Source organism: Allobosea sp. P2_B12 (genome assembly GCF_056404835.1).
Map to the genome: position 1 here is coordinate 63,832 of NZ_JBFUDG010000003.1, position 12,758 is coordinate 76,589.

A 12,758-nucleotide genomic window follows, 5' to 3' on the forward strand; every position below is an offset into this window, starting at 1 on the left:
TGAACGGTCTCGCCCGCAGGAGATACGCAGCCGCGACCGCGCGGCAAGCCCGCGGCGGCCTGCGTCTTTCGTCAGGCCCGGCTCAGGCCGGCTGCGCCAGCGGCCGGCCTACCGGCTTCTCGACGATCGGCAGGTTGATCAGCGCGGACGCAATGCCGAGCGCGACCGAGAGCCACCAGACGATGATGTAGGAGCCCGAGGCTTCGTAGAGGATGCCGCCGAGCCAGACCCCAAGAAATCCGCCGACCTGATGCGAGAAGAAGGCGAAGCCATAGAGCATCGCCATGTATTTCGTGCCGAACATCAGCATCACCAGCGATGAGGTCGGCGGCACGGTCGAGAGCCAGAACAGGCCGATGACAATGCCGAAGCAGATCGCAGTCGCGGGGCTCGGCGGCAGCATGATGAAGGCGGCGATGGCCAGCGAGCGGCCGAGATAAATCCAGGCCAGCAGATGGCGCTTGGGCATCCGCGTCGAGAGCCAGCCCGAGGAGAGCGAGCCGACCGCGTTCGCCAGCCCGATCACCGCCAGCGTCCAGCCGCCGACCCAGGCCGGCAGGCCCATATCCTTGAGATAAGCCGGCATGTGCACGGTGATGAAGGCGAGCTGGAAGCCGCAGGTGAAGAAGCCCAGCACCAGGAAGACATAGCTCTTGTGCTTGAAGGCCTCTGCCAGCGCCTGCGGGATCGACTGGTTCGGCAGGTTTGCAGCGGAGGCCTGGACCGCGCCGCCGAGCTTGCGCGTCGACAGGAAGATCGAGATCGGCAGGATCGGCAGCAGGGTCAGCGCGAACATGATCAGCGCCTGATTCCAGCCGATCTGCTCGATCAGGATGTTGCCGATCGGCGGATAGAGGAACTGGCCGAAGGAGCCCGCCGCGGTGCCGGCGCCAAACGCCATCGGCCGCCAGGATTCGGGCAGGAGCTTGCCGAAGGCGGCGAGCACGAGGTTGAACGAGCAGGCCGAGAGTCCGAAGCCGATCATCACGCCGGCGCCGAGATGGAGCTGCAGCGGTGTCGTCGCATAGGCCATCGTAACGAGGCCCGCCGCATAGAGCAGCGCGCCGAAGCAGAGCACCTTCACCGTGCCGAACCGGTCGGCGACGGCGCCAGCGAAGGGCGCCCCCAAGCCCCAGAGCAGGTTCTGGATGGCGAGCGCCAGGCCGAAGGTGTCGCGACCCCAGCCGAACTGAACGGTCATCGGGATCTGGAACAGGCCGGCGCTGGCGCGCGGCCCGAAGGTGATCAGCGCGATCAGGCAGCCCGCCGCGACGATGATCTCGGGAGCATAGCTGCGCCCCGGGGCGGCACTCGGCGTGACACTCATGATGAATCTCCGAAGCCATGCAATGGGATGTGTGCCTGCACGTTACCGCCGATATCGCCGCTCGGACAACGCGAATTCGTGGCATGGCGCATCACGCCCTTGCATGGGAGGAGCGCGGGTCGACATGGGAGCAAGAGATTTCCCTCACCCCTCATCCTGAGGAGCCACTCCGGCGGGAATGGCGTCTCGAAGGATGCGCGAGGAGGCTCCGGAACCAGCTGGAGCATCCTTCGAGACGCCGCTTACGCGGCTCCTCAGGATAAGGGCTGAGAGTGGAACACCGCCGTTAACCGCCGCTCAACCCTACCGGGGTGATAACGGAACCAGGCGAATGCGCGTCGTTGCGCGCGGTCGCCGCCCTCGTGTTCGGGACGGGTGAGCGGTTTTGAGTCATTTGCGTTTGCGCAGGCGTACGGGACGCAATCGGTCGGCCGGGCTGAAATGGGCCCTGGCGACGGTTGCGCCCTGGGCGCTCGCGGCCGGGATGCTGGTCTCGTTCACCGCCTCGGCCGGCCAGAATTTCGGCATCGACACCCTGCCCTCGACATCGCTGTCACGCAGCGAACCCGGCCCGGCCTCGGAGCTCGAGGAAGGCCCCTCGATGCTGATCGCGGCGAGCGCCTTCCGTTTGCCCGGCCTGTCGCTGTCCTCGGCGATCCGGCAGGCGCATCTCTCCTTCGACGATCCCGAGCGGCGCGTGGTGATCGATCCGCGCCAGCCGCGCGAGGAGATGAAGCGCAGCGCCGCAGGCTTCCCCGAAGTCGACCGCACCGCCAAGGGCGACGCCCTGCCGCGGCTGCGGCCGAGCATTTCGGCGAAAGCCCCGCGCGAGCTCGAACGCGTCGTCTTCGGCGACACCCAGCCCGGCCTGATCTCGGGCGGTTTTTCGCTCGACGCCCAGCGCGAGGCGGAAGGCATCAGCGGGCCGCAGATCGGCTTCGAGCCCTATGCCAACGACCAGGGCCTAACCGACCCGGCCCTCTCTGACGCCTCGCCCGATGCGCTGAAACAGGCCAACCCCTATGGCGCGGTGCCGCGCACGATCGACGGCGCGACGCCCAGCGTCACCTCCGCCACCGCGCAGGCCTCGTCGACGCCGGCCGTCTCCTACAATGTCACGACGCTGGTGCCGGCGCTGATCCCGCCTGCCGCGCCGGAACGGCCCGGCCTGCTCGCGCGCGCGCCGACCTCGCCCGAGCGCCGGGCCAGCGGGGCCGAAACCGGCGCCCGCGAGATCTATACCGGGCTGATCGTGCCCGCCGACATGGCCCGCCAGCAGCGCTGCCTGGCCGAGGCGGTCTATTTCGAGGCGCGCTCGGAAACCGACGAGGGCCGCGCCGCGGTGGCCCAGGTCGTGCTCAACCGGGTCAAGAGCGGGCTTTATCCCGACAGCGTCTGCGGCGTGGTCTACCAGAACAGCCACCGCTACCTCGCCTGCCAGTTCACCTTCACCTGCGAGGGCAAGTCGCTGCGCATCACCGAGCCGGCCCCCTGGCGCGACGCGGTCCGCATCGCCCGCGAGGTCTATGAAGGCACGACCTACATGCCCGAAGTCGGCGCCTCCACCCATTACCACGCGCAATATGTCCGGCCGTACTGGGCCAAGAAGCTCAAGAAGATGGACACGATCGGCCAGCACGTTTTTTACAAGCTGCGGCCTGGGCAGACGTGAGGGGTGGGTCCGCCCGCATTTCGCTTTTTGTGTAGCGTGAACTTTCAGATGGCAACGAGCGGATAATCAAATGGCAACAGAAACCGTTTGGGGAACGGTCGCGTTCGACGAGGTGGGATCCGCTGTCGCCATAACCTCCAGCGCAGCTCACCTCGCTTAGGGCCGCGTTCCGAAAAGAGACGGGTCGATAGTTGAATTGAGCATGGCCAATGACTCGCGTGCCTTCACGATGCCGTCGAAGTAGGCGGCGACCGCGCCGCTTATGGTCTCGCGCTCCGCCTCAGATTGCGGCAGCGGGATTTGGATTTCCCGCCAATGGTCGCCTAGATGCTCCCGATTGGTCTGCATCAAAACCAAGGTCTTGTACTGCTCCTGCACGACCTTGAGCGACATGAGCGCTAGCAGCAACGAGGGCGTCAGCCCGTACACGTTGGCCGGCGCGACCCGGAGCACAAGCACTTCCTTCGTTACCAAGACGTTCGTCTGCCAGGGCAGTACCAGGCTGAACTGGCCGATGTTCGACGAGGCGCGCGCGGGGGTTATCAGATCCGCATACTGGAGCTTGACCCCGTTGCGACGCAGGCTATCGGCAACCTTCGCATGGACGAAATTGGTGGGGTTCTCGTTGATCCGCCAGTTCTTGAGGTCAGTGACCTTCACGTATGGAATATCGCCGGTGGCGCGGGCGTCGGCCGGTGGCGATCCATGCCCTTCGAAGGTTTCGAGGATGCCTTGATCGGCCAACTCGCCCAGCGTCACCAGGGTCGATGCGTGCTCGTGATTCCAAGTTTTTAGGGCTTGCTCCGCATCCTTTCGCCACCAGAAGCGCGGCACCATGATGCCCCGCTTTCGGATAGCTTCTTGTTGAACGCGGAAGTGCAGCCGGCTATCCCCTCTTGTCGGACGCGTCGTGCGGGCCTCCCCGCGATATTCACGTCCAACGAGCTCAGCCGCAGCATCAGCCATCTCGTTATCGAGTAAGCCTACCCGCTTGCCCTCGTCGTTCAAGGCGAAGATCGGCCTGCCCCGACGGTCCTGGCCGATCGATTTCGGGAAGCTCATGATGACCTGATGACCGGGCGTCGGTGGTTCCTTCCGAACGAAAAGGATGCAGGTTTTCGCCCGGCAGAACTCCTCGAAGGCCACCATCGGCACGTCGATAACGTGCGTCACCGTAACTGTTCGGCACATCCAGTCCACGAACCAACGAAACGTCTTGGAGAAGAGGAAGGTCTCGGGGAGAACGATTGCCATTCGCCCGCCAGGCTTGAGCAAGTCCATGCCCCTTTCGAAGAACGCGATGCCGAGCTGCTGCTCGACGACGGTCTCCGTGGGCTCCCAGGCATCGCCCGACTGCCGCCACTTCCGACATGTGATGAGACGTTCCGCTCGGCCGACGTCGACACTGACCGTGAGGTTCTTGCCGAAAGGCGGGTTGCTCATGACCATGTCGAACCGGCCGGAAGACACAGAGCGAGCGAGGTCGTCGGTCCGTGCCGACCAATCCCTGCGATCGATCATGTTGGCGCGGAACACATGGGCCCGGCCATCGCCCAGTAAGGTGAGGTATGCCTTGCACAGCTTGGTCGACACTACGTCCTTGTCAACGGCGTGCAGTTGATCCTGCGCCCAGTCGCGCTTTACGATCTCCTTCCGAGCGTCCGTCAGATTCTCTCGAGAATCGACGCTCTCGAAGACGTAATCGAGGGACGCGGCGAGAAAGCCGCCCGTGCCACAAGCCGGGTCGATGAGCCGTGTCTTATGATCCGGCGAGAGGACCTGGACAATGCAATCCACCAGTGGGGCGGGAGTGAAGTATGCGCCCTCTTCTCCCTTGAGCGCCCTCCCGCGGAGGATCTGGAATGCCGTGCCGACCGCGTGACGATCGAACCCGAGGAGCCGATAGCGCTCCAGGGTTTCCACCACGGCTTGAAGGCTGTTGTCGTCGATGTTCAGCCGGTCGGAATCATCGGTGAAGATCGACGGGTATCGACGCTTTACGTCGAGGAAGAACTGCCGGATGGCGTGCCCCGTCGTGGCGGCGTCCCCCGCCCGCTGGAAATGAAGGTTGCGTTCCGGCTCGACCTCTCCCTGCTGCTCGTCGGCGATTTTGCATATTAGCAAGTTCGCCAAGTCGTTTAGGATGAACTCGTCCCGGTTGACATGGGAGTCCTGTGCCGCGATCCGATCCCGCAGGCGGGAGAAAACCTCGCTGATGCTCGGCGGCGGCAGCAGATCTTTGAATTGAAGCGGAGGCTGGTTCTCGGCGGGCGCCAACGGGTCCGAAGGCCGTGGAATAACGGCGACGTCGGACACCAGGAATCGTCCCGGCAGCTTATACACGACGACGTGCTTGTCGCCATTGAACCAGACGCCGACGCGCGCCTCTGGTTCAAGGTTTAGGTAAGTTTTCAGCTGTGTGATGCCGGTTTCTACGTCGGGAGCTTTGCATTCGCAGAGAATGCGGACGTGATCCGGATCGCCGACGTGCTCGGCAGAGTCAAATATCGCCAGATCGACCGGATAGCCACCGTTGCGCGAGCCTGATGGGCTCTTCGGGACACGCCATTGCGGCCAAGCCATCAGCTGCCGGGGATTCCAGCCTAATCGTTGTGTGAGATAGAAAATGAGAGGCTGGGTGGCATCGATCTCTTCGGGACCAGCGGGAACCTGTCGACCCGAAAGCTGGTCGATCACAACTGCGCGCATGTCCCACTCTCTTCTTGTAACCTATCGCAGTGTCTCCTAGCCCGGTAAACCGACCGTTAACCATACCCCGTGCAATGGCAAGAAAATCTTAACGAGGGCTCAGTGCTGGCCGCCTGATAGCTCAGCTCGACCGTCTCGACCGTCTCGATCGTCGCCTAGGCGAACAGCTCGCGCATCTCGGGCACGTCGTTCACCGACAGCATGAAATGGCGCCTTCCGCAAAGTAAAGGACGCGCAGGAACTATCTCGTCATCCCTGGCCTGCCCCGGGATCCATCGGATGACTCCGGCGCTCTAAGATGGATTCCGGAGCGGCGCCGCTGCGCGGCTTGTCCGGAATGACGCGCGGATCGGATAGGGCGGCGTGCCGAAAGCCCCGCAAAACCCGCTCAAATGCGAGCCTTCCGCTTCACGCAACGTCAAACTGCATGAATCCACAGGCGCCGTTGGGCTTGGTTAATTTTACCTTGTTTCGGCGTTTACCTTGCGTTCATCACTATTTCCCGGCTTTCTCCGGTCAACGAGCGGCGCATGGCGTCGCACAAGGTTGGCGGGGCAGGTTGTCTTACATGATCAGCAAGGTTCTCACCGTTTCGGCTCTCACGGCCTCGGCCTTCTCGGCCGCGCTGCTGCTGGCGTCCACGGCCGCCCAGGCCGGCGGCTGCTACGGCTCGTCGTGCCGCCCAGCGCCCTGCCAGGGTTCGGCCTGCTACAATCTGGTCCAGACACCGCCGGTCTATGACACCATCGCCGAGACGCAGCTGGTGCGGAAGTCGCAGACGCAGCGCCGCGTCGTCCCGGCCCAGTACGACTACGTCACCGAGAACGTGATGATCCAGCCGGCACGGCAGATCCCGCATCATGTCCCGGCGCAGTATTCCGCGATCTCCGAGAAGGTGATGATTTCGCCCGGCGGCAAGCGCTGGGAGGTCACCACCGACGCCTATGGCCGCACCACCGGCTGCTGGGTCTACGACCAGCCGCAATACGGCTTCCGCCAGCGCACCGTCGAGGTTTCGCCGGCCACCGTCGAATACGAGACGGTTCCCGCGGTCTACACGCAGAAGCAGCGCAAGGTGATGGTGCGGCCGACGCAGGTGCTCAGCCAGACCATTCCGGCCGTCTATAAAACCTACCACCGCCAGGTGCTGGTGAGCCCCGGCTCGCAGCAATGGCAGAAGGCCGGCTACTGAGTTTTCTAACCTCAAGTTTTTACGTGCAGACCCTTTGACTACGGAAAAGACCACTCAAACCCCGGCTCGCGCCGGGGTTTTTTTATGGGGATTCGGGTCTGCGTCTTGGCTACGAAAAAACCACCACCGTCATCCTGGGCTTCGCGCAGCGAAGTCCCGGGATCCATCATAAGGCACGACGGCGTCGTATGATGGATCCCGGATCTGCGCCGCTTCGCGGCTTGTCCAGGATGACGGTGGTGGTTTTCGAAAAAGGGCAGCTGATCTCGAAGCCGCCGCGATGAAGCGAGGCAGTCCGCCCTACCCCAGCCCGCCCATCAGCAGTGCGAGCACGCCGACGCCGATCAGGAAGGCGAGCATGCGAGCGGGCATGCCGATCAGGCTACCGGGAGCACGACCCAGCGCCAGCCCGGCCGCGATCTCGGAGAGACCCAGACCGAGCAGCACGAGGATGAAGGGCGGGAAGGTGGCCGAGGGTGCGATCCAGCCCGCCTTGAAGACGGCTGACACGATCGCGCCGAGGGCTGCGCCGAACGCGACGAAAACCAGCTCGACGCGCGTGAACCGCATCGTGCCGATCAGCGCCGACGGAAGTTCTGGTTGCGCGGCGGGCCGCCCGGAGCGGGGCCGGCGGTCTTCTGGCGGAAGTTGATGCGGCCGCGATCGAGATCGTAGGGCGACATCTCCACGACGACGCGGTCGCCGGCGATGGTACGGATACGGTTCTTCTTCATCTTGCCGGCCGCATAGGCCAGGATCACGTGGTCGTTGTCGAGCTTCACCCGATAATTGCCGTCCGGCAGCACTTCGACCACCGTGCCGTCAAATTCGAGAAGTTCTTCTTTAGCCATTCTGTCGTCCTTCGTGTGCCCGTTTGGCGCTGGAGGAGACGGCTCATTGACCGCCTCTCTCCGCTTCTGGCCTGCTGCGCGTCAGTTCGCGCGCCGCCGGGCGCCGTTGGTGCGTGGTTGCTGTGTTCTTTGCTGCAAGAACGCGACGCCGCCAAGCCCTTCCTTGGCCGGCCCACCGTCTTTTCGTGGGCTTTGAGCCTCGCTGCGCTGCGGCCGGTCGTTGCGCGGCGCATCATTGCGGGCGGCATCCGAACGCTGGCCACCGCCATGGGCAGGCTTGGCAGCGGGACGACCCGAGCGCTCGCCCTGCGGCCGGCCCTGGTCGCGACCACCGCCGCCCTGCTGGCCGCGTCCACCGCGACCCTGGTTCTGCGGCGGCTTCTTCGGCGTGCGGCCGTCCCAGTACGGCACCTCGCCCATGGGCGTGATGGCGACGCGGGTCAGCTTCTCGATCGAGGCGAGGTCGCCGCGCTCTTCCGGCGTGCAGAAGGCGATGGCGATGCCCGAGGCGCCGGCGCGCGCGGTGCGGCCGATGCGGTGGACATAGGTCTCGGCGACGTTGGGCAGGTCGAACTGGACGACATGGCTGATGCCATCGACATCGATGCCGCGGGCCGCGATGTCGGTGGCGACGAGGATGCGCAGGTCACCGTCACGGAAGGCGCCGAGCGCCCGCTCGCGCTGGCCCTGGCTCTTGTTGCCATGAATCGCGGCCGATTTGATGCCGGAGATCTCGAGCTGGCGGACGACCTTGTCGGCGCCGTGCTTGGTGCGGGTGAAGACGATGGCGCGCTGCATCTCGGGAACGCTCAGGGTCTTGGCGAGCAGCGCCGGCTTCTCACCGGGCTGGGTAAAAATCACCCGCTGGTCGATCTTCTCGGCCGTAGTCGCGACCGGCGCGACCGAGACCTCGACGGGATCGGTCAGATAGGCCGAGGCGATCTCGCGGATCGGCTTGGGCATCGTCGCCGAGAACAGCAGCGTCTGGCGCTTCTTGGGGATCAGGGTGGCGATCCGGCGCAGCGCATGGACGAAGCCGAGATCGAGCATCTGGTCGGCCTCGTCGAGGACGAGGTATTCGATTTCGCGCAGCGAGACGGCGCGCTGGTCGACGAGGTCGAGCAGGCGGCCGGGCGTGGCGACGAGGATGTCGACATGCTGGCCGAGCGCGCGGATCTGCTTGCCGACGGGCACGCCGCCGAAGACGACGGTCGACTTGATCGTGGTGAACTGGGCATAGGCGCGGATCGAGGTCTCGATCTGGGCGGCCAGCTCACGGGTCGGCGACAGGATCAGCGCACGAACCGAGCGCGTCTCCATGCGGCGGGGCTGCGTCAGCAGGCGCTGGATCAGCGGCAGCGCGAAGGCGGCGGTCTTGCCGGTGCCGGTCTGGGCGGCGCCGAGAAGGTCGCGGCCCTGGAGAATCTGGGGAATCGCCTGGGCCTGGATCGGCGTGGGCGTGGTGTAACCTTCGGAGGCGAGCGCCTTGAGAAGCTGCTCGGCCAGGCCGAGGTCGGTGAATTGAGTCAAAACAGGTCTTTCCGGACGCCGTGACGCAAGGGGCACATGTGGGTATCGGCTGTGCCGCCGGATTGCGCCCGGCCTTGAATATTGGATCTGTCCTGCCGGCGAACCGCTAAGCCACAGCGCCGGAAGGTGTATTCGATAGTGGTGTCGTTTTCGAAGCCGGGCGGGCGCAAGACGCGCCTGCCCGGTCGATGGTCGTTTTAGTCTCAGGCGACGGCGAGGTTGCCGGCCGAGGACTTGCCGGTCTTGCGATCGGCGATCAGCTCGTAGGAAACGACCTGACCTTCGACCAGCTCGCGCAGGCCGGCCCGCTCGACGGCGGAGATGTGGACGAAGATGTCCTGCCCGCCGTTCTCAGGGGTGATGAAGCCGTAGCCCTTGGTGGTGTTGAACCACTTGACGGTGCCCTTATCCATGGAAGGTAGTCCTCACGTTTCAGATCCGCGTATGTGATGAAGACACGGCGCGGCGCGCGGACGCCTGCCATGGTCTTGTAGTCGATGTGTGGTGGATCTGAATCGTGCCCGCCGACCGGAGTGAACCGCGCGGAGGATGGCCAGAACCCGGCCGCATCTCGTCTTACATGGGTGGAGCTAGCACAAAACGCAATGCGGGTCCAGCGGTGGCGCCGGAATGCAAAGGGCGGCAGGCTCGTTGGAGCCCGCCGCTCTGTCTTATCTGCTGACTGAGTCTCAGCGCGGGCAGACCGCGCCGGTCTCGGTCCAGGCCTTGAAGAGCGCGCCGAACTGGTCCTGCGTGCCGGGCGCCGGCTGGCGGCCCGGCCCCGGGCGCCAGGCCCAGCCGACCAGCGTGTCCTCGGAGATGTGCTTGATCAGCGCGGCGAGGTCGCGGCTGCCGTTGCGGTTGGGGTCCTTCATCTGCTCGCATATCTGGCCCAGCGTCTTGCCTTCCCAGGCCATCGAGGCCGGGGCGAGCGCCCAGTGACCATCGCCCGGCACGCGTGCCGGATCGAAGTTCTCCTTGCCGTGGCAGGTCGAGCAGGCCATCCCCGGCGCGCCATGGCCGTCCTTGCCGCGCACGACGAGCGGCTGGTGCGGGCGCTGCGCGTCGGTCTGGCGCGGACGCTCGGTCGCGGGGTGGCAGTTCACGCAGCGCGGATGCTGCAGGACCTTGCCCATCTCGGTGAAGAGCGCAGCCGAGCGTGCCTCGCGCTGGCCGATCGACTGGAAGCTCTCGACCGGCTGCAGCGTGCCGGCAGCCGGCGTCGCGGTCTGGGCGACCGTGAGGGCCGCACCGCCAACCACGAGCCCGAGGCCGGCGACGGCGGCAAGAAGTGTCTGACCAAGAAGTGTCCGACCTTGCATCACGCGATCCCCCCGACCATCGGCAAGCGACGCGGGCGACCCTGGCCGAGACGTGCCAGCGCATTGGCGACGGCAGGGCCGATCGGCGGCACGCCGGGCTCGCCGACCCCGGTTGGCTTCTCGGTCGAGGCGATGATCTTGACCTCGACCTCCGGCATCTCGTGGATGCGCAGCGAGCGGTAGCTGTCGAAATTGGTCTGCACCGGCTTGCCCTTGTCGAGCGTCAGTTCGCCATAGAGGGCATGGCCGAGGCCGAAGCCGATGCCGCCCTCCATCTGGGCGCGGATGACATCCGGGTTGACCGCGATGCCGCAATCGACCGCGCACCAGACCTTGTGGACCTTCGGCTCACCGCCCTCGCCCACCGAGACCTCGGCGATCTGCGCGACGAAGGTGCCGAAGCTCTCCGCGACGCCTACGCCGCGCGCCCGGCCGTTGCCGGCGTCGGGACCGGTCCATTTCGCCAGTTCCGCGACCGCCTTCAGCACGCCGGCGAGACGCGGCTCCTTGCCCATCAAGGCGAGGCGGCCGGCAACCGGGTCCTGGCCTGCGGCCTGGAGCAATTCATCCATGAAGCACTCGACCGCATAGGCAGTGTGGGTGTGGCCGACCGAGCGCCACCACAAGGTGGGAACGCCGACCTTGGTGGCGTGAACCTCGCAGTGGAAATCGGAGATCTCGTAGGGCAGTTCGTTGGCGCCCTCGAACATCGTCGAATCCAGGCCGTTCTTGGCGATCATCTGCTCGAAGAAGGTGCCCAGGATGAAGGACTGCCCGACGATGCTGGTGCTCCATCCGGCGATCTTGCCGTCCTTCACCGCGCCGCGCATGCGGTGGACGAAGAGCGGGCGGTAATAGCCGCCGGTCAGATCGTCCTCGCGGGTCCAGACCAGCTTGACCGGCCGGTTGGGGCCGATCGCCTTGGCGCACATGGCAAGCTCCGCCGCCAGATGCTGGCTGACCTGAGCACGCCTGCCGAAGGAGCCGCCGGCCAGCATGGTCTCGAGCTGCACCTTTTCCGGAGGCAGTTCGAGGATCTGGGCGATAGTCTGGTGTTCCGTGGTCTGGAACTGGCTGCCGAAGCGGGCGAGCGCGCCTTGCGCATTCCATTCGAGATAGCCGTCGAGCGGCTCCATCGGCGCATGCGCCAGATAGGGGAAGACGTATTCCGCCTCGATCACCCGCTCGGCCTTGGCAAGCGCGGCCTCCGCATCACCATGACTTCCTGCGACCTTCCCCGGCGTGCGGGCGAGCGCGCGATACTCGGCGACGAGTTCGGCGCTGCCGCGCTTCTCGGCCTCGCTCTCGTCCCAGACGACCTTGAGAGCCTCGCGACCCTTGATCGCCGGCCACATGCCCTGCGCATAGACGGCGACGCCCGAGCCGATCTGCTTGACGTCGACGACGCCCTTGACCTTGAGCGCATCAGTTGCGTCGAAGCTCGCGACCTTGCCGCCGAAGCGCGGCGGGCGGGCGACGACGACGGTCAGCATGTTCGGAGCGCTGATGTCGATGGTGAACTTCGTCTTGCCGCGGGCCTTGTCGGCGCCGTCAAGGCGCTTCACCACGCCCTCCTTGCCGATCAGCTTGAACTGCGCCGGCTGCTTCAGCGGCGCGTTCTCCGGCACCGGCAGTTTCGCGGCGGCTTCGGCGAAGTCACCGAAACGGCCCTGCTTGCCCGAGGCGTGGGTCAGCACGCCCTTCTCGATGGTGATCTCGCCAGCCGGCACCTTCCAGGCCTGCGCCGCGGCCTGCACCAGCATGACGCGGGCGGTCGCGGCCGCTTTGCGGATCTGATCGAAGGAATTGGCGATGGCGGTGGAGCCGCCCGTGCCCTGCACGCCGAAGGCGAGATTGGCGTAGAGCTTGACGTCGGCCGGCGCATGCTCGGCACGCATCTGGCCCCAATCGGCATCCATTTCTTCGGCAACGAGCGTGGCGAGGCCCGTGAAAGGCCCCTGGCCGAACTCGATATGCTTGACCAGCACGGTAACGCTGTGGTCGGGCGCGACGCGGATGAAGGCGTTGGGCGCGAAGGTCGCGGAACCTGCCGACTGGGCGCGGGCGGCCTTGGGCAGATGCAACGCGATGATGAGGCCGCCGGCACCGGCGAGGAGCGAGCGGCGCGAGAGGGTGAGATCGTGGGCGGTCATGC

Annotated in this window: 10 protein-coding genes; 2 read left to right on the forward strand and 8 right to left on the reverse strand. The window is 65.5% G+C overall.

What is annotated here, in order from left to right; all coding sequences use genetic code 11:
* Positions 1-82: 82 nt before the first annotated feature.
* On the reverse strand, positions 83-1,327 hold the full coding sequence (locus tag AC1DYU_RS09165; protein WP_476791366.1) for an MFS transporter: 1,245 nt from the start codon (positions 1,325-1,327) through the stop codon (positions 83-85).
* A gap of 400 nt (positions 1,328-1,727) precedes the next feature.
* On the opposite strand from AC1DYU_RS09165, the gene AC1DYU_RS09170 reads away from it, so the two are divergent.
* Positions 1,728-2,999, forward strand: a complete 1,272-nt coding sequence (locus AC1DYU_RS09170; RefSeq protein WP_476791367.1) for a cell wall hydrolase — start codon at positions 1,728-1,730, stop codon at positions 2,997-2,999.
* Between the two features lie 156 nt (positions 3,000-3,155).
* On the opposite strand, the gene AC1DYU_RS09175 is transcribed toward AC1DYU_RS09170, so the two are convergent.
* The gene (locus AC1DYU_RS09175; protein WP_476791368.1) at positions 3,156-5,708 is read right to left on the reverse strand and encodes an N-6 DNA methylase; all 2,553 of its coding nucleotides are present in this window, start codon (positions 5,706-5,708) and stop codon (positions 3,156-3,158) included.
* Positions 5,709-6,276: 568 nt separating this feature from the next.
* Here AC1DYU_RS09175 and AC1DYU_RS09180 point away from each other — a divergent pair.
* A complete protein-coding gene (locus tag AC1DYU_RS09180) occupies positions 6,277-6,900 on the forward strand; it encodes a hypothetical protein (protein WP_158483775.1) in 624 nt (207 codons plus the stop codon).
* Between the two features lie 300 nt (positions 6,901-7,200).
* Here AC1DYU_RS09180 and AC1DYU_RS09185 read toward each other — a convergent pair whose 3' ends face one another.
* The 6 genes from AC1DYU_RS09185 to AC1DYU_RS09210 all read right to left on the reverse strand — a co-directional run bounded on the left by AC1DYU_RS09185 (position 7,201) and on the right by AC1DYU_RS09210 (position 12,756).
* A complete protein-coding gene (locus AC1DYU_RS09185) occupies positions 7,201-7,470 on the reverse strand; it encodes a hypothetical protein (protein ID WP_158483776.1) in 270 nt (89 codons plus the stop codon).
* A gap of 8 nt (positions 7,471-7,478) precedes the next feature.
* On the reverse strand, positions 7,479-7,751 hold the full coding sequence (gene infA, locus AC1DYU_RS09190) for a translation initiation factor IF-1 (protein WP_054207590.1): 273 nt from the start codon (positions 7,749-7,751) through the stop codon (positions 7,479-7,481).
* 81 nt (positions 7,752-7,832) lie between these two features.
* Positions 7,833-9,281 (reverse strand): DEAD/DEAH box helicase, encoded by a 1,449-nt coding sequence (locus AC1DYU_RS09195; RefSeq protein WP_158483777.1) that lies wholly within the window; start codon positions 9,279-9,281, stop codon positions 7,833-7,835.
* Positions 9,282-9,484: 203 nt separating this feature from the next.
* The gene (locus AC1DYU_RS09200) at positions 9,485-9,694 is read right to left on the reverse strand and encodes a cold-shock protein (protein ID WP_103720295.1); all 210 of its coding nucleotides are present in this window, start codon (positions 9,692-9,694) and stop codon (positions 9,485-9,487) included.
* Between the two features lie 276 nt (positions 9,695-9,970).
* The gene (locus AC1DYU_RS09205; protein WP_476791369.1) at positions 9,971-10,603 is read right to left on the reverse strand and encodes an Isoquinoline 1-oxidoreductase subunit; all 633 of its coding nucleotides are present in this window, start codon (positions 10,601-10,603) and stop codon (positions 9,971-9,973) included.
* Positions 10,603-12,756 carry a xanthine dehydrogenase family protein molybdopterin-binding subunit gene (locus AC1DYU_RS09210; RefSeq protein ID WP_476791370.1) on the reverse strand — a complete coding sequence of 718 codons (2,154 nt, stop codon included), beginning with the start codon at positions 12,754-12,756 and terminating at the stop codon, positions 10,603-10,605. The genes AC1DYU_RS09205 and AC1DYU_RS09210 overlap by 1 nt, the downstream gene beginning before the upstream one ends.
* Between the last annotated feature and the right edge of the window lie 2 nt (positions 12,757-12,758).